This window comes from Vibrio sp. J2-3(2022) (assembly GCF_021725735.1).
Lineage (GTDB): Bacteria > Pseudomonadota > Gammaproteobacteria > Enterobacterales > Vibrionaceae > Vibrio > Vibrio diabolicus.
Window position 1 is genome coordinate 1117478 of record NZ_JAKKCK010000001.1, and the last position, 22334, is coordinate 1139811.

Here is a 22334-nt window from a genome sequence, read left to right on the forward strand (position 1 = left end):
ATCAGCAAAATTCACGGCGAAATTGCGCTCCACAGGTAGTAATAATAGCTCGCAATGATTATAGTGTGCCCAACTCCATAGGTAATTTAAGAAAAGATGTTTCAAGATAACCCACTACTCGCTCAGCTTAAGCAGCAAATCCAAGAAAACCTGCCGAAAAAAGAAGGCTCAATAAAAGCCACAGATAAAGGCTTTGGCTTTTTGGAAGTGGACAGCAAGACTAGCTTCTTCATCCCACCTGCGTACATGAAAAAGTGCATGCACGGTGACAAAGTCGTCGCCATTATCCGCACAGAAAATGAACGCGAAGTTGCAGAGCCACAAGAGCTGTTAGAACAAGCCGTGACTCGCTTTATTGGTCGAGTCAAAATGTTCAAAGGCAAGCTAAACGTAGCACCTGATCACCCGCAGCTTAAAAAGCTTTCTCTTAAAGCGAAACTAAAGAAAGGTCTAAAACCTGACGAGTTCTCAGAGGGAGATTGGGTTGTCGCACATCTTATTCGCCACCCTCTAAAAGGCGATAACTCTTTCTTCGTAGAAATTTCTGAAAAAATCACAGACGCGAACGACAAAATTGCACCTTGGTGGGTAACGCTTGCTCAAAACGATCTACCAAACTCTGAGCCAGCAGGCATCGAGAACTGGGAACTGAAAGACGACGCCGATCTAGAACGCGTAGACATGACACACGTTCCTTTCGTGACTATCGATGGTGAATCAACCAAAGATATGGACGATGCGCTGTACGCAAAGAAAACCGAATCTGGCGATTTCGAACTGACTATCGCTATCGCAGATCCAACCGCCTACATCACACCAGAAGATGAAATGGATAAAGTAGCACGTGAGCGTGGCTATACTATTTATCTTCCGGGCCGCAATATTCCAATGCTGCCTCGCGATCTAGCAGACAACTTATGCTCTCTGATTGAAGGCGAAATCCGCCCTGCTATTTGCTGTACCGTAACCGTAAATAAAGACGGCGTAATTGGCAACGATATCAAGTTCTTTGCAGCAAACATCAAATCACACGCACGTCTAGCATACGATCACGTGTCTGATTGGCTAGAAAACGGCAGCTCAGAAGCATGGCAACCATCTGAAGAGATCGCGACGATCGTTCGTGACCTTTACGACTTTTCCCTTGCTCGCGCAGAATGGCGCGAGAAAAACGCAGTGGTCTTCCCAGACCGCCCTGACTACCGTTTTGAGCTGAGTGAAGACAACGATGTGGTTGCTATCCATGCAGATATGCGCCGCAGTGCAAATCGCTTGGTTGAAGAGTCAATGATTACCGCAAACATCTGTGCTGGTCGTACACTGCGCGATAAATTTGAAACAGGTGTTTTCAATACTCACGCTGGCATTAAGACTGAGAAGATTGAAGAAGTGGTTCAACTTGTCAATCCAGAAGGTGCACTGGAATTCACAGCGGAGTCAATTACCACTCTAGAAGGCTTTGCTGCATTGCGTCGCTGGTTGGCTGCGCAGGAAACCTCTTACCTTGATAATCGTATTCGTAAGTTCCAAGCCTACAGTGAAGTAGGTAATCAGCCTCTTCCTCATTACGCTATGGGGCTGGATATCTATGCGACTTGGACATCACCAATTCGTAAGTACGGCGATATGATCAACCATCGCATGTTGAAGGCCGTCATCCTAGGCAAAGAGCCAGTGCAAAAACCTGATGATCAAGTCGGTGAAGAACTAGCTCTGCACCGTAAACATCATAAAATTGCTGAGCGAAATGTCTCAGATTGGTTATATGCACGTACGCTTGCTGATGAGCCGAACAAGAAAACTTGTTTCACAGGTGAGATTTTCGATATTAATCGTGCTGGTGCACGTGTCCGACTTCTCGAAAATGGCGCAGCAGCCTTTATTCCTGGTGCACTAATTCTTGATAATAAAGAAAGAATTGAGTGCAATGGCGACAACGGTACCATCTCTATCGATAAAGAGGTCGTATACAAACTTGGTGATACATTGGAAATTGTCCTTGCGGACGTAAACCAAGAGAACCGCAGTTTAGTTGCAAAGCCAACCCAGGTATTTGCTGAACAACCAGCAGCACAAGCAGAACAGACTGTAAGTGAATAATACCGAATGAAGTTAAAAGGCGCTCTATTGAGCGCCTTTTTTATTTGTTATGTAAAAATGATAAGAACGAATATGCCGAACATTGAGATCATTCGCTTTAATCACTTCACTGCGCGCAAAAGTGAGCGTTACACAGCAACACATAATGGCTTATATGTTGTTGAAGAAGGTGCCCTATTAGTTCATCAACCAAATGGTGAACAGTTTGAACTTAAAGCTGGAGATTTTACTCTCTACAACTCCGCTGATTTGAGCAGCGCAGAAGCCATTCCTAGTGAAGATGGCTTTAAAGCACTGGCTCTAGTCTTCAACCCAAATCTATTCTGTGACTTTAAAAAAGCACACCCAATGCTACGCTCCAAGACGGAAGAAAGGCGCTTCTATCCTTTTTCAGCGCAAACCAGCTGCGAAGTAGCACAACTAAAAGACACATTGGTCAACTTAGCGAGTCGCAATGCTCCAGACTACACACAAGGTCATATCGCAATGGCACTGCTGTCGTTAATGGTGGAGGTAGAACCAAACATCCTATCAATCATAGATGATGCAAGCAGCCTAAGCGACTCTCAAAAGGCCATCAAGTATATTGAGAACAATATCGAGAAAGATATCACTCTGGAAGGCTTAGCGGCTCATATGAGCATGTCTATTGCGACCTTAAAACGCCGCCTCGCCGCAGAGGATCTTTCATTTTCACAGATATTAAAAGTGAAGCGGATCAACTTCGCCGCAACCCAGCTGCGCATGTCAGAAAAATCTATAACAGAAATAGCGTTTGAATCTGGATTTAAAAGTGCAGCGCATTTCAGTACCGCATTTAAATCCGTTTACAACATGACACCGAAAGACTTTAGAAACCAAGTCGTTAAATCTAAAGCATAAATCATGGTGACATTGGCAGCTGTTAGAGTTGGAGCGCTCCCTATTCCCAAAAACACGCTTGAGGATCGCTTTCCAATTCGGTGAGTAGGTTTTCAAGCGTTTGACTGTATGGAAGTGGCTTATAAGGCACCCACCTTAATAATTCGTTGCGGTAAGTTGGGACGTAGAAATACCAAAGTTGATTGCCCTCATCAAACACAATCTTCGCGACGGGAGAGGTATATTCGCTGTGCTGTGAATCAAGTAGAAAGTGCGCCCTATGAAGCTCGACGCCATTCTCCACTGGCTCATATAGGCACTTACCCTGCTCGACAGGCAGGTTAGCATTACGCGCAGAGCAGAGCGATTGAACTGATTTGTATAAACGACTTGTCGCCATTTGGGACACTGACATCAACGTTCTCCCGATGGATGATAGTTAGAGCTGTCGATCCTAGTATATAACCTTTACACCACCATCGATGGTGATTATCTGCCTACCTCAAACAAAGGGTGGCTATATTCTCATTTACTCAGATTATCATCTCACTTTGCTTGGAAACGCTACCTACATCACCTCTTGGTTAGAAAGAATTCCCTTGTTTAGACCTGACAGTTCACAAAAGTGTAACCTGAACGCAATATCATAAACGCTGCTTTATACCGTATATGGAGTTTAATATGTTACGTTTTACTGTGGCGACGTTATTGGCCATAGCAGTCTCCCTCCCCGCCATTGCAAAAGAAATTAATATCTCTGGGTCAACCTCGGTTGCTCGCGTAATGGATGTACTTGCAGAGGAATACAACAAAACACACCCGGACGATTACATTGCAGTTCAAGGTATTGGTTCTAGTGCGGGTATTACAATGGTTAATAAAGGTGTAGCCGAGATTGGGATGAGCTCTCGCTATCTGACAGAAAGCGAAAAAGGTGAAGATCTCAACGTATATCCTATCGCTTATGATGGCCTAGCTGTTGTTGTAAACCGTACAAACTCTGTAAAAAACCTTTCTCAACAACAACTGTTTGATATCTACAAAGGTAAAATCAAGAATTGGAAAGAGGTTGGTGGTGCAGATCAACCTATCGCTGTTGTCACTAGAGAGGCATCTTCAGGCTCGCGCTACAGTTTTGAAAGTCTGCTAGGACTAACCAAAATCGTAAATGATCGCCTCGTCTCAGATATCAGCCCGAACAACTTGGTTGTAAATAGCAACAGCATGGTAAAAACCATCGTGAACCATAATACTCGTGCAATTGGGTTTATTTCTGTGGGATCAGTAGATCGCTCAATAAAAGCGATTCAATTAGATGGTATTGACCCAACTTCGGCAAACATTAGCAATCACAAGTATAAATTGGCGCGGCCATTCCTAGTGCTCTACAAAGTCAATAAGATTAGCGAACCAGGTAAAGGATTCGTCACCTTCCTTCGTTCAGAACAAGGACAAAAAGCGATTGCTGATTACGGTTACACTCCAGTAAAAAGCTTTAATCAATAAAACCAAAAAGAGAGCATATTGATGCTCTCTTTTCATATGTTTTCTATCTGGCTCTGGAATTAGAAATGCAGTTGAATAACAGAAACGACAACAGCACCAGGTCGACGAATGCCTTCTATTTCCACTTTAATTTCACGCTCGATCTCCAAACCTTTTTTGATCGGCGTTACTTTTGTTAACGTGCTGACAGCACGAACGTTGTTTCCTGCTTTAACAGGGTAAGGGAAACGAACTTGGTTTAAGCCTAAGTTAACGACCATTTTGGCTGTTGGGAACATTGGCTTATCAGGGTCCACTGAGTCAGTCAATTTAGGCAACAATGCTAATGTTAAAAAGCCATGAGCGATGGTTGTCTTAAATGGAGATTCAACTGACGCGCGTTCTGGATCTGTGTGAATCCACTGCATGTCTTCCGTTACCGCACCAAATTGATTGATACGTTCTTGAGATACATGCACCCAGTCACCAGTGTGAATCACTTCACCAATTTTTTCACTTAACTCGTCATACAGCTTTTGAGCCTCAGGTGCCATTACGATTGGTGCAGGTTGAGGCGCAACCTCTTCGTTAACAGCTGGCTGTTGGTGATCACGAACTTTTGAGAAAAGAAAGCTATTCTGAGCTTTTCCCAAAAAGTCACTCCAATAATCGCGTAACGTTGGAGACATCCAATTCATAAACTCGGATTGATGAGCAGAAATCGCATCAACTTTGTCTTTAAATAGATTTGTGACCTTCATAAACACCCTTAAAAAATTTAAGCACAACTGGCTATACCAGTTAATTTTGAATTAGTTCACAAAGTCTTGCAAATACTTTCGGGCGAACACCTGTACCCTAAAAGCAAGTTATTTCTTAAATATCATAAAGATAACAATAAAACACCATTTTATTGACTTGCGCCAAGATAAAGTAAAAACTCTATAAATTGCTACTATTTGTCTCTTTTTTACCCCATTTTCAAACTGTTTAACATTACATCAGCGACTATAAAACGAGCAAACAGTACTTCTATTATAATTCAGCACTTTACAAGTCGGACTATGCTCCCTATTATACGTTCCGCAATGGAGAGATGGCTGAGTGGTTGAAAGCACCGGTCTTGAAAACCGGCATACGTTAATAGCGTATCTAGGGTTCAAATCCCTATCTCTCCGCCACTTATTCTTAGAAAAAAGCCTTTGATTATCAAAGGCTTTTTTCGTATCTGAAGCATAGAAAAGTCACCTAACACAGATAGGTGATACATATGTATTTGATAAAACTGGCTTCTGGCGTGTACTACACACGTATTGCCACCCCTGCTTTTCTACAAAACTCCCATGACTATCCGAAGGAAGTTCGCTTCTCTTTGCTTACTAAAACGCGTCGTGAAGCGATTAAACGCAATACTCGGTTAGCTAGTGCTATCTGCTCTCTCTTTGACAGAGCATTCAATCAGTACATGCCATACAAAACGTTCAAAGCCATTCTCCTGGTGTTGATAAAGCGTGTACGCGAGGAGTTTAAGACGAGTTCGAAGATGGAGCCTCATCATGCGCCAGTTACCGTCGAAACTCCGCCACCAACTCCTGTGGAAGCCTTACCTGAACAACAATCTAAGGACTCGAAGTTCTTCGCAACGGAATTAGATGATTTTATTCGCTCTAAAAGCCTTGAAAACATTACTCATCTATCTCCTGTTCAGCTTAAGCAACGTTGTACAGACTTCATCTTCTTTGTGAAGAAGCGGAAACTTCCAGTAACGCCTAAAACAGCCATACCCAAAAGAGACAGGTCACTCCTCACAAATCTTCATTTAAAAAACAGTTTAAAATAGACACTATTTTGTAGACAGTTTAACGCAGACAAAATGCCATTCTAGGGACATAGAAAATGATAAGAGCTTATTTAAGAGCCTCAACTGATGAGCAAGACTCTTCTCGTGCTAAGCAGGAATTACGAGAATTCGTTAAATCCAATAATCTACAGATTGCATCTTTCTATCAGGAGAATATATCAGGTACAGCAGCCGAGCGTCCTGAGCTAGATCGGCTCATTGAAGACTCTGAAGATGGCGATGTCCTATTGATTGAAAAAATGGATAGATTGACGCGCTTGCCGTTCCAAATCTGGGAAACCCTCAAAGCGCGAATCAAAGCTAAAGGGATATCAATCGTAGTTGTAGATCAACCTATGACCCACCAGTCTTTATCTGATGCAGATGTGTCAGTCTCGGCAATTCAGCAGGCGTTAACAAACTTCATGTTGGATCTGGGCGCAGCGATGGCTCGTGATGATTACGAAACGCGCCAGAAACGTGCTCAGCAAGGTATCGCAAAAGCAAAGGTAGAAGGACGCTACAAAGGACGACCTGTGAACGCAGAGACAGCACAAAAGTGCCGAACTGTTAATTTGCTAGTTTCTGACGGTGAAACCGTCAGTGCTGCATGTAAAGCACAGGGTGTAGGTAGAGCAACTTATTACAAGTACCTATCCGCCCGAGGCTGACGGCTCAAATATACTCTTTAGCGTATAAATAGAAAATATACGCCATAGAGTATATGAGGATTTGAATTACTGGGTAAAAGGAAGATAGAAGATGTACGTGAGTGATCCATTAGCGTTGGCAAACTGGATGCGAGAAGCAAGGCAAAACAGTGGATTGACACAAAAGCAGGCTTCAGAGTTAAGCGGGCTACGGCAAGCAACGATATCTAAAATCGAAAATGAACCAGCATCTTGCACCATCGAAACCTTGTTATGCCTGGTTAGAGTCTATCAATTAGAGCTTCACCTGTTGCCGATGCTGGCTAAGGGAGAGAACTACAAGCACGAAATTTCTAAGTTGAAATAGTGAATAAGTGGTACCAATATCAGTAAAAATTTGCTATTTAACCTGATGACAATAGCTAAGAGTAAGTAATCTATAACAATCTTACTAATAAATTACTTAATGCAGTTCAAAGTTAGGAGCCGTAAGTAAAGTTATATAAGTTTGGAAACATCACCTCGCTACCAAGTTTTTTGGATAAATCACCATAACCATAATACCGAATTAGCTTTATATAACTTACAAAAAGTATCTCAAGCACAAACTTATCTAACAGTTTATTCTCAATGTCAAGAAACTCTTTAAATTTCCGCTCATCTAATTCTATGTGACCATTTTTATTACGACAAAACTCGTATGCAGAAATACTAATTACATTAGACATTTTTATAATATCACTTCCTAGTACATCTTCGTCGTGTTCATTATTCATGAAAAAACGAACCTCATTATAGAATTCATCACGAGACATAGGCACTTTACCATTATTATGGTAATTAAATCTAATAAATTCATGAAGCCTAACTTCTAATTCTAACTTCGAGAAGAGATATAATTCATGAGAAGAAGGATTATTCGACAATAATAATCTCTCAAGATTAGTTTTATTTTCATATATAACTTCAGCCAAATCGCCCCTTAAATATTGGACTAGGTGCATATGTTCGTGAGAAATTGTTCTTTCTTCACGCCTGCTGCCTTTATTATTTATAAAAATTAGATTTCCCTTGATAGGAGATACATGACCAAGCACATTTTCTTCAACGAAAATACCCTTTGTCAACTGTTTAATGATTGCAGTGAACAATTTGATAACTGAGAAAATAAAGTGAGCAAATAAAATCGGAATTGCTAACAGCATCATAAGTGATGCGAAGGTTAAGAATATTAACCAAACAAATTTATTATTGTTACGAATATAGTTTGATTTTATTATTGCTTCACTTATTGAATCTCGAACTGAACTAATTGAAAGATCCAACTCCTTTATTGGTTTAAGGTATTCCCTACCTAATAAGGTAACGTGCCAATAATTTATAATGATTATTGGAAGATTTACAATTATAGCTTTAAGTTTTCCTATGGCAGTATAACAAATGTCAAACTTAAAATCAGCGAAATCAATTTTTCCCATTCCAGGGAAAGGAAATATAATAAAATCTTTCTTAAATTGATTTATACTTTTTCTTTTCATGTTTATAATCAAAATTAATAGTAATTAGTAACATTGGTCATCACGGTTTTATATTTCTACTGAAAAATCCTTTATATTTACTATCATAGCAATCAAAAATAACCAAATTTTTCCTTGCTCTAGTTATACCTGTATATACCATTTCTTCGTGATCATCATTTAACAAAATGCAAAACACTGTATCAGACTCCAACCCCTTGAAACTATGGGTAGTAGACATTTTTATAACGCCAGAGTTCTGCATGAAAAAGCATTTCTTCCTTCTTCTGATTTTTTCTATTCTATTGACACGTTCCTTTCCTGTAATATGTTCAATCTGCCTTAAATCATCTGCATCCTCAAACATAATTTTAGTTTTTTCAATACTTCGTATTTTCTTTTCGATGGCAATAAGAGGTTCAACCTTAGAACATATTATTGCTATATCATTTGGATTTATACTCTTCTCTTTTACATAAGAGTTGATCAAGTCAATAACCTTCTCTGTATTAATAATCGAACCATAAGATTCATATGCTAGTAAGTCAAAGTTCATACTTCCTTGGATATAATTCGATTCAAATACATCACTATCACTATATTTACTTACCAGAAACTCTTCCTGGAAGCCTTTGAAAAGCTGAATCAAAGGCGTATCAATTTCTGATCGATAAGATTTACTCAACTTAAACCAACGTCCGAAGCCTTGTACTAACGCTGACTCTCTTTTATTATCATCACGCTCATAAATATTTTGAGATTGATCACCAAATAAAATCATTTCACCATTAGGTTCAAGGAAGCAATCTCGAATAATCTTTATCCAATCTGGTTCATAATCTTGAACCTCATCAATAAATATTGTCTTATATTTTTCATTTATAGGTAAAGACTCAAATAAGTTTCGATCCTTATACAGTTTTTCAAGCTTCTCTTTATCTGTGCCTTGGTATTTTTCTAACAACGGAGCTACATCTAAACCATACTCATTTAGTTTATTATTGATAAAACCATGATAATGCATGATTTCAAACTGATTACCTGCTCCTTTGCATTGAATCTGCGAAATCTTATCGCGAATGTAATGCCTTAAAGTAATGTTGTATGTGAGAATTAAAACTTCACTACCATGCCGTTCAAAGGCACTTATCGCTCGTTTTGCGAGAATTGAAGTTTTTCCACAACCAGCCACCCCTTTTACCTTACGTTTTTCAGATACGCTATTAATTAGAGATTCTTGCTTTCTATCAAATACTATAGGTAAACCTTGATCTAAAATGTGAGTAGGAGGAGATAACCTACGGATGAAGTCAAGATATATGTCATTCGTAAAAAGATTATTCTTCCTCATTCTCTTTATTTTAGATACAAGATCATTAATATTATCTTTACCATAAGAGATGTAAGCGTCACGAGAAATTTGTTTTATCTTATTACTCAAATACTTTTGTTTTTTATCATACTCGAAATGAACTATCTCTCGATTCTTTATAGAAGCATTTAGTAAATTCAACTCCATTCTTACTTCATTTTCTGGAGTTTGGTATAGCTCTCTAATTTCTAACTTGCTTGCGCAGTTAAAATATACATACGTACTAATTACATTATAAAAGTTTCTATTTACTAGCTCCTTTAAGCCTAAAATAGGGAGGTGCAATTCAAACATATTCTGTTTGTATCTGAAAACTTGTGTTTGAGGTGAGCGAATGACGCTATCTTTGATTAACCACTTGTTGTCCTTTGTTACTACATAGTTATTAATTGACCAATCTTTAACCTCTATAATAATAGCCCCATAGTCTCTTTTTACGATAACTATGTCAGGTCTGTCTCCATCAAGAAATGGGTTAAAAAACACCTCATATGATTCATCAAGACTTTCATCTATTTTTTTCAGGAGATACAGTTCACCTTCAGTTGGTTTAACAGTTAGTCTTTCAATATTGCTCCAGGAAGGATAGATCTTAGCCATACAGATTTCCGCATTAATGCTTGGTTAGATGGGACATGCATTAGATTAGTGCTATTGAAATAGAATATAAAATTCTAATCTAAAAAATTGGTTCTATTTAAATTGTAGAGCCTCATCTTTTGATGAGGCTCTACTCGTTAACTTTTATTAACTATTTGACACCGTGATTTTCAATACCTTTTCCAACACTTCGGATTAGGTCATTTGTAGCATCAATTTTTTCGTCAGTTTTATCACTATGAGTTTCAATTGCCTTCGTCTCAGCAATTACACGCTTTTTTTGTTGCTCAATGATGAATAACTCTAACTCTTTAGCTTTTAAGTCTTGCTCTAGAGCTTTCGCAGCTTGTTCCTTTTGCTTCTCATCCTGTTCTTGCTTTAACTGTTCTTGAAATTTTAATTTCGCAGCGTATTCACGAGTCTGAGCAACCTCAGTAAAAGTCTGTCCGTTGTCTAGATAAATGTTACCACTATTAAGCACCTGACCATTTAAAAATAGAGTCATTTCACTACCAAAGCAGATATCTGCTTGTGCTACACCACCACTAACGTGTTTATAGCTGTAAACTAAGCAGTCTTTACCAATACTTTGCTCATCGATGAGGAAAACAAATACTTGATCTCCAAATGGCACAGTAATAGAGCGCTTTGAGCCAGCGACTAGTGCACGCTCAGTGAGACCGTCTGCCCACTCCAAAGTCGCATTAGAACGCATCTTTTCTGGCTGTCCAACATTTGCACAGCCAGAAATAACAAGTAATGCAGTCGCTAATATGATTTTCTTAAACATTAATTCAATCAGCCTTACTTAGTTACTACGTATTGCAGACTGTAACTTGTCGCTTGCTCAATCACGATATTGTAACCACCAATTGGGAAGGACTTCGTCGTCATAGGTACTTTAAACTCAACTGTATTTGGTGGTAATTGAGTAGATTGAGCATCTTGCTTACGGTATGTAGTCGCTGATACGTTCCCCCAAGCATCAGCACTCATGTAAGTACGATCCGAGCCATAGCGAGACATCGTTGTCTCATTGCTTTCAACGACAACATCTGTGAATCGAAAAACCACTTCATTATTGTCAGACATACCCATGAATCTTAAATCAGAGTAACCTGTATTAACTTTGCCGCCATAGATATCAGCACCTCCGAAAGCGTTAGGGAGATCTTTAGTCTTCTGTAAGCGGAACACGCTACCACCGATAGAGGTCTGTAGACTTACGTTCTGGTTTACGCTGATATTTTCATAATGCTGAATATTCGCACATCCCGTTAGAGAAAGAGAAAGGATTAGACCAAGTGTCGCTAGTAATTTAGCTTTCATATGCACCAAATAGTTTAGTTGTAAAAAATTCAGTGCATTCTATGGATTAAATGAACGCTAATTTTGATATAAATCAATAATACACTTTTGATTGATAGGAGTTATTTGTCGTAAAGATAAAGTTTGATGGTTTTTTGCGTCAACCTTAAATAACTGGTTAGTTCTATGATAATGAGACACTTTCGATGGCCAAAAGGCAGTTGCTATGTCACAAACATTTCAATCAGGCTTGTAAATGATATCTGGTAGCGTATCATCTAATATGACACATTACTGTAACTTAGACTTTTCTAATTTTGATGGAAAAACCTCCATTTAGTCAAAGACTTTGATTTTTATAGGTTTCAGTGTAGATAGTTTTCAAATCCCTATCTCTCCGCCACTTATTTAGAAAGCTCGCATTTATTGCGAGCTTTCGTCGTTTTAGTGTTTGTAAAATGACGGAGGTTCGAACCCCTAGTCGTATACGGCCCCAGAACTTCACCACATTCCAATAAAGAGCCCGCTAAAAATTAGCGGGCTCTTTATTTCTATTTTCTAGTGTTTAAGCAAACTTCTTAATCATTTCAGATAGGTCATTGGTACAACTTTGCACTTTAGAGTTCATCTGATTCGTTTCTGTCATCAGATCATACGATTCACTGTACTTTAAGTTAAGCGACTGGATGTTTTCGTTAATCTCATCCGTTACGTAAACCTGTTCTTCTATCGCTACCGCAATTTGTTGATTTCGCTCGACTACATCCTGAACGAGAGATTGCAGCTGTTGGATGCTCTCTAAAGCCGTGCCTAATAATGTTACCGTTCCGGTCGACATTTCATTACCTTTCTCTAGCGCAGAAACCGCTGATTTACTGCCCTTTTGAATTCCTTCAATGGCCGCTTTAATTTCTGTTGTCGATTCCTGTGTTCTTTTAGCAAGGGTTCTCACTTCATCCGCAACGACTGCAAACCCTCTCCCTTGTTCGCCTGCCCTCGCCGCTTCAATTGCTGCATTCAACGCTAATAAGTTGGTTTGTTCAGCAATATCATTGATCACTTCAACAACAGTTCCTATTTGCTCGGTTTGTTGGTTCAAACGCATGACCACTTTAGAGATTTCGCCGAGCTCATCCACCAGCTCTAGTACCGAGTGGTTAACATTATCGATAACGCTACTGCTATCTGTCATCGTGTTCTGCGCTTCTAGCGTAGCATCGGCCGTCGCTTGAGCATTATTTGATATCTCAGATGATGAGGCTTGCATCTCGTTGACCGCTGTAGCGACCGAGTCGATCTCTACTTTCTGTGCACTCAAGTTTTCCGTCACTTGCTGGCTATTAGTCGCAGCACTGTTGGCACTTGCACGCGTTTCTTCGCAAGAGTCTTTTACAGACACCCCGACTCGCCCTAATAGCGCATCTGCAAATTGCTTACGCATCTTCATACCCAGCTCAATTTCAGCCAGATCGTTAATTTTTCCGCAATAAATATACTCCATTAGTGGATTGTTGAAGTCTTGCCTAGCCTGTCTAGCAAGCTTCTCAACTGGCCTGGTTAATACATAAATTGAGAACACGGAAAGTAATGCAGCAATGCCAAAGGCCACCGCTGGTGATTGGTTCATTTGTAGAGTTAGCAAGCCAAGAAGGTTTGAAATGAAAAGAAAGAAGGCTGATCTCATCCACAAACGCGTACGAGGAAGATACATTTGCAATGGTTTACCGTTATTCCGAAGCTTTGAATACGCTTTTTCCGCTCGTTGAACGTGTATACGCTCAGGTTTAAATCGAACCGATTGGTATTCAACAACTTCACCATTGGATTTGATAGGAGAAGCAAACGCATCAACCCAATAATACCCTCCGTTTTTACGTCGGTTTTTCACCATTCCCATCCAGTGTTTTCCGGCTTTTAGGTGCGTCCATAAATCTTTAAAAGCCTGTTTCGGCATGTCTGGGTGGCGTACAACATTGTGAGGCTTACCGATAAGTTCACCATCATCAAACCCCGCGACTTCATTAAAGTTTTCACTGGCATATTTGATATAGCTGGACGTATCGGTGATAGAAACTAGGCTGTAACTCGAAGGGTAATCATATTCCGTTTCACTCATAAACATGTGTCCTTACATTGATTAATTAAATAAACGGCAAGTATGAGTGTAGCAGCATAACATTTATGCGCATAATGATAAGCTCATTGTAAAATTCAATAAAATTACTGATAGGTCAATTTATTACCTGCAAACATAGTGGCGGTTTCACTCTCAAATAGCACTACCCTTGAGTGCTCACTAGATGCTGCATTGATTAAAATTAATACACAAAAGCGCTTCCTTACTGAGTTCGTAAATTGTTATAAATAAACGATTACAACGAAAACAAGGAAGACAAACATATGACTATTCGTTTTAGTCAGCTTGCCGCTCAAGGGAACACGGCTCACCTATTTATTGACGATTGGAAAATAGACACTCAGCAATCTTGGGGAATATTCAGCGCGGATGGGGATATTGGAGCTCTACTTGGAGACCTTATTTGTGGTGAACTTTCACCAATAAGCGGGAAACTTGAGCTTGATGGGCTGTCCGTTGCTCAAGTGTCGTTATCAGAGCAACAGCGATTACTGGAAAGGGAATTAGAAAAGGACGATACAGACTTTCTTGATCGTATCGATCAAGGCAGTACCGTTTACTCACTCATTCAGGAGCGCAGCCAAGACGCTAATTTAATAGATCAGCTGATTACCGATCTCGACCTAACTCACCTTAAACACAGTGGCTTTCGTGTTCTCTCTACAGGGGAAACAAGACGAGTGATGCTAGCTCGCGCTTTAGCAACACAGCCTGATTTGTTACTGCTAGATAACCCATTTACTGGTTTAGATATCGCCCATCGAGCAGCTCTCGCTCACTATTTACACTCGCTTTCTCAAACCGTACAGCTGCTGGTCACGTTTTCTCGCGAGTCTGATATACCTGAGTGGATTGATCGCGTTGCGCTTTTCAGTGCGGGAAAGCTGGACAGTACGATGGATAAATCCAGTTGGGATAATCATCCAATCATTGGACAAATTAAATCTCAGTCCGAGCAACAGAGTGAAGAAATGATGAACTTGATACGTCAGCATCAGCACTCGACACACTTCGACAACCCAATATTTGAACTAACAAATGGGTCTGTTGAATACACTGATAAGAAGATCTTTACTGACTTAAACTGGCGAATAGACAAAGGTCAGCATTGGCAGGTCAAAGGTCCAAATGGCTGTGGGAAGAGCACCTTGCTTGGGTTAATCTTTGGTGATCATCCTCAGTGCTACAGCAATGACATTGATATCTTTGGTAAAAAGCGAGGGTCTGGCGAGACAATCTGGGAAATTAAGCAGCACATAGGCATGGTATCTTCAGCGTTACACCTTCAATACCGCGTTAACTGCAGTGCGCTAGACGTGATTTTGTCCGGTTTTTACGACTCCATAGGGTTGTATAACCAACCTACTCGTAAAGAAGTGGACATCGCAAACGAATGGCTCGACATCCTACATATGAGCCAATACCGAAAAACCTCATTCAAGCAATTAGAGTACGGTCAGCAGCGCCTGTTGTTGATTGCAAGAGCCATCGTTAAACAACCAACATTACTGATTTTGGACGAGCCATATCAAGGGTTAGATTTTCTTGGTAGGCGTTTAGTTAAGAATACACTTGAGCTCATCGCCCGAGAGAATTTAAGCCAGCTATTGTATGTATCTCATTACCAAGAAGACCGCTTGGATAGTATCAAGAATGAGTTAGAGTTTATTTTTGATGACAATAACCAATGTTATCGGGCTAACGTTTACCAATCATAATGACTTCGCTGAGCAAGTTGATCATAAGGTAAAGGCTTGGAGTAAAAATATCCTTGATGATATCGCACTCCCATTTTTTTCAAATGGTCGGCTTGCGCCGTTGTTTCTACACCTTCAGCGATGAGTTGTACTTTCAGCTCTTCCGCAAAGTGAACAATAGCTTTTAAAACAGAAGCACTTAGGCTAGGTATACCAATAGTTTCGACAAAACATTTATCGATTTTTAGGTAATCTATACGCATGTGCTGCAGGAACGCCAGCGAGGTTTGACCGGTACCAAAATCGTCGATTAACACATCAATGCCATGTACTCGCAGCGCTGCGATGCACTTTCTGGCTTCAGCATCAATGAGTTGACGTTCTGTTATCTCTATGCCTAATGAGACGTTATTTCGACTTAACTTCCTATCAATGAGTTGAATCTTTCTAATCGCGTTTGGCCCAACTAAGTAACCGGGCGGCACATTAATACCAAGGTGAACAGACTGATTAAAGTCTAATTTACTAAAGTCTTCTGCCGCTTTATCGAGAACGTAATCCGTGAGCAAAAAGACCAATCCACTTTGCTCCGCCGCTGGCACAAACTCATCAGGAGAAATGAACCCTTTATTCTGATGTTCCCATCGCACTAGGGCTTCAAAACCAAATAGTTGACCAGTATCGACGTTAATCTGGGGCTGGTAATACAGAGTCAACTCGCCTTTCTTTATGGCTTTCTTTAAATCCAGGACCAAGCTTCGATGAGGATCGATAAATCTATTTAACGCATATAAGCAAAGATAGATAACAAAAATGATTGGAATTGAATACAAAAAATAGGAAAGTGTTCTCTGTTTGACGAACAGATCGCTAGCTTCACTCAAAGCTTCATACTCAAACATTTGCGACGATTTGATGCCAATAGGATTACTTCCCGTTCTCAACGCTTCTTCAGGTGCAACTTGGTCATGGATAAATAAGGCAGAGCGTTTTAAACGTAAATCGTTATTAAATCCTATCTTCGCATTAAAGTAGTCATGATCAATAATCGTCACCGCTTGATAACCTCGCTCTCCTTCGGTCACGACGAGCAAAAATTGGTCATATACGCTATCCACGTTTCCCAGTGCTAACGCTTGTCCCTCAGGAAATGTAATGTGCTCGGCTAACGGCTTAGAAATTACGCCCAGTTTAGAAGAACACGTAATGATCCCATCTTTTACAATCAGCATTTCTTCGATATCTCGTTCAAACATCAAGTTTTGCTGAAGCTCTTCACATCGTCTAGGATGCAACAAAGCCGTGCGGTTTTCGGTCTCTATTTGGAATAAAATTTCGTCTGCGATTTGAACGTTTTTTTCTAATAGATGATTGAGGTTGTTTTGCACGCTTTCACGAGCTAAATACAAGACCTCGCCAACAATCAAAGGAATGGGCAACAAAAAAATGATGGCTTTTTTAAAAAGCGCCTTATTCAGCATATAAAAGTAACCTTTTATAAAACCGATTTACTTAGATGGTATCTGGATTCTGATACCCACTAGCAACTCTCGTTTATAATATTATTTATTTAGATTAACTCAGTATGCGAAACACTTGGTAATACCGCAAACTAAACAATGCCTTAATCCCTCCTGTTCCAATTTAGCATCAAACGACTCAAACCTGAGACGTCAATACGACATCATTTTTGAGCCTATCGGTACCGAGGTAAGCCCTCAGTCGTCAAATTCTCACTCTACGAGAATTACCCATTAAAATTATTTTTCTTTTCTCAGTGATTAAGAATTATATTTGTCGTAATTCATATAACACGTTACAACACTCTCATGACGACAAACAAAGCTAATGCGAACCAGGTAAACGAAAAAGCACTGCAGTTGTTAATGCAAGTTGCAGTTAGTCCATTCCCAGTCTCTGCGAAAACGCTAAGCGAGCAATTGAATGTTCCTTTGAGCAGTCTCTACCGACACTTGAAGCTACTCAAAGAGTGGAACTTGATTGAAGAAAGCGTACACGACAAGACATTTGTCGTTGGCCCGGCTGCATTGCTGCTCATGCATAGCTATGAGACCGCACAGCATGGGTTAGATATGGTCGAAACCATACTGGCTCGGTTGGTACAACAAACAGGGGAAATGGCCGCTTATATGGTACCTGCAGGGTATCGCGCGCTTTGTGTCAGACAAAAAGAAAGTATGCAGGCGCTACGTTGCAGCTTCGTCCAGGGTCAAAGTCAACCACTGCTACGTGGTGCCTCATCTAAAGTGATGCTCGCTTTTATGCCTCAAAGTCGATGCGAGAAAATCTTGAGATACTTTAATCAAGATCACCGACGAGACGAATGGGAACAAGAGCTCACAACCATCCGTAAACACGGATATGCCGTCAGTACTTCAGAAATTGACCCGGGTGTTTCTGGCATCAGTGCACCAGTGATGAAAGGAAGCAAACTGATCGGCGCGGTCTCGGTGATGGCTCCGGCCCACCGAGTCGAAAAGGATAAGCAGCGCATTATTTTGCATGTGTTGCAAGCGGCAAGGGCACTACCACCAGAAAGGTAATTCATCATGTTAAGCTTTTTCAAACGCTATAAACTCCACCACACCGTGAAACAGCCGCAGCATTACCCTTTTTCTTTTATGACAGTGTGTGAGTATTTGCCTCCCATGTCTAAGGGCGCGTTTGAATTAGCTGATCAAAGCTTGGAAAATGCTAGCGATTGGCTATACCAACAGCATGATCATGAAACCGCTGAAAATTTTGGTCACTTCAACCACGACAAGCTGGAAAATGGCGAGTTTCAGGAAGCGTTAAGTCTTTCGCTTTCTCGTCATTCTATTCCCGTTTTAGTGACCAACTGTACCGAGGCAATCTTGTCCATGTTACCTGTGGTCGTGTCCTATCGAGACGAAGTGGGTGTGGTAAATATTGGACATGACATGAACTTGAAGCCAACACTTGAACCACGTTTAGGCTCCGCATTCCATTTTGCTCTTTCTCGCTATCAAAACGTGCGATTATTTTTTGCTGGTGTTAGCGAACAAGATACAAAGCAAGAAACGTGGGAATACGCGGAGGATCAAGGTTGTGACTGGGTAACCGATAAAGAGTTTTCTTTTCGTCATCGCAATAATGTAAAGCAGTTGATCGGCAATTACCTCGACCATTGCGACCAAATAATCCTCAGTATCGACCTTGGCTCCCTAAAAACCAAAAACAGCCTTGATGGTACCTCAGAAATTGATATCCAAATGGTTCTACGCACCATTAGGCAATGTCTGGTTACAGGTAAAGTCAGAGCCATTCAACTCGTAGGCGATCGCGATCGTCTGGTCTATTCGAGACAAACGAAAGCCATACTAGAAGAGTTATATCAAATGGCCCCACTCATTGTTCACGCAGCCTAGGATTAAGTTCGGTTCAGAATCAGGACGCTCAAGCTACTGATTCTGAATCAACATGGTTAATTATTATCTTTTACCAACAAATAGTTACATGAATCAAGCGACTCATGTCACACTTAGCTATTGAACTAATCTCATACTTACGTTCTAATAACGCCACTAAGCTTTGGTATGACATACGAAATAAAAATAGCCAAAGTTCAATAAGTAAGCGGATTAAAAACCAAAAACACCGCCGACATTTCAACTTCTGTGAGCATTTGCTCACGCTCGCTTGATGCCATCTTGTTCCACTTTTTTAGGACATTTGATGATGCGTCTTTGCAGTATTTTCGCTGCGGTTCTTGTTTTACCGCTAGCCTCACACGCCACCACTTATGACGTCAAAGATCTATCTGAGCTAGGTCAACTTTGCTCACACAAGAGTTTTAATATCGGAAGCGATGGTACGACTTATCACTGTACAGGGAAACTAGTTCTACCCGCTGGTGACAAAATTGTCTCCTCATTACCGGAAAAAGAGATAACGCTAGAAGCAGCTCATGGCATTGTGTTAGAGGGGGACAATACGATTGGTGAACCCAATAAGCGTATCTCTCTCCACGCACTCGCTACCGGATTAACGGTTAACAATGAGAAAGCATCAAGCATTGACGATTACCAAAACAAGCACACTGTTATCTATGGTGATCTTCTATCGGCTTATCCAACAAAGCTGCATAACGTTCTCATCGATGGGGATATAGAGCTAACAGGTGAGGCCCTTCATATTGATGGTGAGTACAACACCATTATTGGTGACATTTTGACTCACAGTACGACCGATATATTCAACGCTAACGTTTGTGGCACCATTGAATCAAAAGGCCATCAATTGCATCTCAAGACGACGAACCCTCTCCAACGACATTTCGTCGTCGGTGATATTGTGGCGCACAGTTCTCTGCTTATTGATGACATGGAGATCTACGGCACTACTGAGACTAAAGGAGCATCTGCCGCATTGAACGGTTCGTTCTATGGCTCTACTACAGCAATTAAATACTTCCAAACATTGAACTTCAACAACGCTCCAAATCAGCCAAGTCAAGTTTGTGGTGAAATCCAACAAACGCCAGGAAGTGCACAAACGAAAGCACAAGACAACAAATACACGCAATACTGTGGATTAGACGACACTGATTGTCACTACTCCTCTCAGGTCTGTCCGATTACCCCTCAAGATGTTCCGAATTGCAGCATGCAACCTCCATCGGAGAACGACTTCGACCTAAGCGTCACACCATCGGACGATATGGCACTGATGTGCGGCGACGATCTTCCGCAATTTACAGCAACAACAACCAATAATGGAGAAGTTGTAAGCGCAGAAGTCAGTGCTGCCCTATCACACCCTGACTTGTTCACTTTAGAGGTGGTCAAAGGTCAGCAGACATTAAAAGCAAACCAATTTATGTCTGACGACAATGGTAAGCTCGTTGTTCGAGTGGTCCCGAACGATATTGATACCATCGCGTTAGATACGAACTACACGCTGACTTTCACTATGGCAGAAGACACCAGCAAGCATCAAACGGTTAGCTTTATGTTTACGCCATTTATGTTTGAGGCCTACTCAAAGACGAAAAGCGCAACTTTAAATGAAATACGCGTTATTGCAGGTAAACCAGAAAATGTGCATACGCGATTGCTTGCTTGTGCCTCCACCGGCGAACCTGTAGTCGCAAGCAACTACAATGGTACTCCTAAGGTTTTTCATCCATTGGTTCAACCAGTAGGAGGAAGTGAAGGAAACTTTAGCTATTCAGCGGAATTTAAAGACGGCTTGTCTGAGCATGGTCTTATCACGAACGAGTCCGGCATATTTGAAGTGACATTATCCGATCATTTTGAATGTGAGGGATTTGAAGAGTGCCCAGAAGAAGGCAAAGTGGAAGTGAAAGGAACATTTAATGTGTACTCGCGACCATGGACACTGGCTATTTGTGACAACCAGCGTGCTTTGCGTTCTGGTACTTCTGAACAAGGAGATGGGTTTATCGCGGCTGGAGAACTTTTCTCTCTAACAGTGAAGCCCATCATTTGGCAACCTGACGGCTCTGTAAGTGGCTCTGTGGAATCAGCACGTTATTGTGATGCCTCTATCACCCGTAATTTTATGCTTGATGATGCTCCAGCAGCATCGGTTGTCTTGTCGAGTGAGCAACATACGCCATCTGAGACAGCGAACCAAACCTCGAAATTGCTAAAAAGTAGTGACTCACTGGCTCAGGCGCATAATTCAGCCAAGAATGATCAATTCGTCTTTAATGGATTATATTGGGAAGAAGTCGGGAGCTTGAGAGTAAAAGCAAACCTAGAAAGTAAATATCTAGGTATGACTGTTAACGAAGGCTATCGTTACATCGGTCGTTTTTACCCAAAATATTTTCAAGTGCAAGACCAAGAATGGCACTACCCACATGGCCAAACTTTTGCTTACATGAATCAACCTTTTGAAAAAGTCACTTACGATGTTGTCGCACTCAATGCGAATAAGGAAAACGTGAAGAACTACGTCCACTTTTCATCTAACCTTCAACAACATTTCGACTTAGGCGAGCTAAGCTCATACTCCGATCGGTTTTTGCCGCCTAAGCCTAAGAAGGTAGACTGGAAACTACTGGGTAACGCGAGTGTCGGAACGTTTGTTATCGAGAAGCCCTCAACCAATGCGACTTGTAACAATAGCCCATGTTGGAAAAAGAACACGACCGATAAACAATACCCTGATGGCCCATTTAATAAAGGGACTAACAGTGATATTAGCAAAATAGGTATAGTCACGACTAAAGCCGTTGATGAGGTAAACTTCTTTGATAACAGCGAAGTGCTCACACAACAACCAGATATTCGATTCGGTCGTTTGAACTTTCAAGATGTGGGTGGCAACCAAGGCATGATGATCAAAGTGCCACTTGATGTGGAAATTTGGCAAAACGGTCGATTTACGACTAACTTCGATGACAGCTCAACAACGGCGAATGGTGAATATTACTTCAGCACGCCAATTTGGTCGCATGCGCCAGCAAACAACGCCCTGCTTTCTGGCGTTGGAACGATGAGTATTGGCAGAATGACCGATATCGTTGCAAGCCAAATTGACTCAGCGCGCGAGCAAATACAATTCCACCTAGATTTAGACAGCTCAGGCAATCGCATCCCTTGGCTAAAATACGACTGGGATAGCTCTACAAGTGAAGAGGAAAACCCACCCGTCATTGTTACGTTTGGTATTCACCGAGGAAACGATCGCATTATTTATCGTGGTGAACCCAATATGCTTGGCCTAAATTAACACGAAACGGCAAACAAAAAGAG

At 40.9% G+C, this 22334-nt stretch carries 18 protein-coding genes and 1 tRNA gene; 11 read left to right on the top strand and 8 right to left on the bottom strand.

The annotated features are described in order from the left end of the window. The first annotated feature begins 96 nt into the window (after positions 1-96). Together rnb and L3V27_RS04800 are read left to right on the top strand one after the other, a co-directional pair. Positions 97-2100 carry an exoribonuclease II gene (gene rnb / locus L3V27_RS04795; protein ID WP_237311165.1) on the top strand — a complete coding sequence of 668 codons (2004 nt, stop codon included), beginning with the start codon at positions 97-99 and terminating at the stop codon, positions 2098-2100. A gap of 72 nt (positions 2101-2172) precedes the next feature. Next, positions 2173-2982 carry an AraC family transcriptional regulator gene (locus L3V27_RS04800; RefSeq protein ID WP_150917980.1) on the top strand — a complete coding sequence of 270 codons (810 nt, stop codon included), beginning with the start codon at positions 2173-2175 and terminating at the stop codon, positions 2980-2982. A 40-nt stretch (positions 2983-3022) separates the two neighbouring features. On the opposite strand, the gene L3V27_RS04805 is transcribed toward L3V27_RS04800, so the two are convergent. Then, positions 3023-3376: a DUF3024 domain-containing protein gene (locus tag L3V27_RS04805; RefSeq protein ID WP_005391033.1), complete on the bottom strand. Its 354-nt coding sequence runs from the start codon at positions 3374-3376 to the stop codon at positions 3023-3025. 266 nt (positions 3377-3642) lie between these two features. On the opposite strand from L3V27_RS04805, the gene L3V27_RS04810 reads away from it, so the two are divergent. Next, the gene (locus L3V27_RS04810) at positions 3643-4467 is read left to right on the top strand and encodes a phosphate ABC transporter substrate-binding protein (RefSeq protein ID WP_005391035.1); all 825 of its coding nucleotides are present in this window, start codon (positions 3643-3645) and stop codon (positions 4465-4467) included. Between the two features lie 59 nt (positions 4468-4526). Here L3V27_RS04810 and L3V27_RS04815 read toward each other — a convergent pair whose 3' ends face one another. Then, a complete protein-coding gene (locus L3V27_RS04815) occupies positions 4527-5207 on the bottom strand; it encodes a MaoC family dehydratase (protein ID WP_005391037.1) in 681 nt (226 codons plus the stop codon). A gap of 329 nt (positions 5208-5536) precedes the next feature. Between L3V27_RS04815 and L3V27_RS04820 the strand changes: the two genes are divergently transcribed. The 4 genes from L3V27_RS04820 to L3V27_RS04835 all read left to right on the top strand — a co-directional run bounded on the left by L3V27_RS04820 (position 5537) and on the right by L3V27_RS04835 (position 7303). After that, positions 5537-5627: transfer RNA gene (locus L3V27_RS04820), tRNA-Ser, on the top strand. 89 nt (positions 5628-5716) lie between these two features. Continuing rightward, positions 5717-6286, top strand: coding sequence for a DUF6538 domain-containing protein (locus tag L3V27_RS04825; protein WP_237311166.1), 570 nt, complete (start codon positions 5717-5719; stop codon positions 6284-6286). A 56-nt stretch (positions 6287-6342) separates the two neighbouring features. Beyond that, positions 6343-6957, top strand: a complete 615-nt coding sequence (locus L3V27_RS04830; RefSeq protein WP_012842477.1) for a recombinase family protein — start codon at positions 6343-6345, stop codon at positions 6955-6957. 91 nt (positions 6958-7048) lie between these two features. Continuing rightward, on the top strand, positions 7049-7303 hold the full coding sequence (locus L3V27_RS04835) for a helix-turn-helix transcriptional regulator (RefSeq protein ID WP_237311168.1): 255 nt from the start codon (positions 7049-7051) through the stop codon (positions 7301-7303). A gap of 112 nt (positions 7304-7415) precedes the next feature. Here L3V27_RS04835 and L3V27_RS04840 read toward each other — a convergent pair whose 3' ends face one another. The 5 genes from L3V27_RS04840 to L3V27_RS04860 form a co-directional block, all read right to left on the bottom strand. Further along, entirely contained in the window at positions 7416-8474 is a 1059-nt protein-coding gene (locus tag L3V27_RS04840; RefSeq protein ID WP_237311169.1) for a hypothetical protein, read from the bottom strand. A 40-nt stretch (positions 8475-8514) separates the two neighbouring features. After that, positions 8515-10425 (bottom strand): UvrD-helicase domain-containing protein, encoded by a 1911-nt coding sequence (locus L3V27_RS04845; protein ID WP_237311171.1) that lies wholly within the window; start codon positions 10423-10425, stop codon positions 8515-8517. Positions 10426-10576: 151 nt separating this feature from the next. Further along, a complete protein-coding gene (locus L3V27_RS04850; protein ID WP_006742004.1) occupies positions 10577-11215 on the bottom strand; it encodes a hypothetical protein in 639 nt (212 codons plus the stop codon). A 14-nt stretch (positions 11216-11229) separates the two neighbouring features. After that, positions 11230-11754, bottom strand: coding sequence for a hypothetical protein (locus L3V27_RS04855; protein ID WP_006742005.1), 525 nt, complete (start codon positions 11752-11754; stop codon positions 11230-11232). 544 nt (positions 11755-12298) lie between these two features. Beyond that, on the bottom strand, positions 12299-13849 hold the full coding sequence (locus tag L3V27_RS04860; RefSeq protein ID WP_237311173.1) for a PAS domain-containing methyl-accepting chemotaxis protein: 1551 nt from the start codon (positions 13847-13849) through the stop codon (positions 12299-12301). Between the two features lie 284 nt (positions 13850-14133). Here L3V27_RS04860 and modF point away from each other — a divergent pair, with 284 nt between their 5' ends. Continuing rightward, positions 14134-15588: a molybdate ABC transporter ATP-binding protein ModF gene (gene modF, locus L3V27_RS04865; protein WP_104973807.1), complete on the top strand. Its 1455-nt coding sequence runs from the start codon at positions 14134-14136 to the stop codon at positions 15586-15588. Here modF and L3V27_RS04870 read toward each other — a convergent pair. Beyond that, on the bottom strand, positions 15576-17048 hold the full coding sequence (locus L3V27_RS04870) for an EAL domain-containing protein (protein ID WP_237311175.1): 1473 nt from the start codon (positions 17046-17048) through the stop codon (positions 15576-15578). The two genes, modF and L3V27_RS04870, sit on opposite strands and share 13 nt — an antisense overlap. A 348-nt stretch (positions 17049-17396) precedes the next feature. On the opposite strand from L3V27_RS04870, the gene L3V27_RS04875 reads away from it, so the two are divergent. The 3 genes from L3V27_RS04875 to L3V27_RS04885 all read left to right on the top strand — a co-directional run bounded on the left by L3V27_RS04875 (position 17397) and on the right by L3V27_RS04885 (position 22311). Beyond that, the gene (locus L3V27_RS04875) at positions 17397-18131 is read left to right on the top strand and encodes an IclR family transcriptional regulator (RefSeq protein WP_005391048.1); all 735 of its coding nucleotides are present in this window, start codon (positions 17397-17399) and stop codon (positions 18129-18131) included. 6 nt (positions 18132-18137) lie between these two features. After that, entirely contained in the window at positions 18138-18977 is an 840-nt protein-coding gene (locus tag L3V27_RS04880) for an arginase (protein ID WP_237311177.1), read from the top strand. A 307-nt stretch (positions 18978-19284) separates the two neighbouring features. Next, the gene (locus L3V27_RS04885; protein ID WP_237311179.1) at positions 19285-22311 is read left to right on the top strand and encodes a DUF6701 domain-containing protein; all 3027 of its coding nucleotides are present in this window, start codon (positions 19285-19287) and stop codon (positions 22309-22311) included. Positions 22312-22334: the final 23 nt, after the last annotated feature.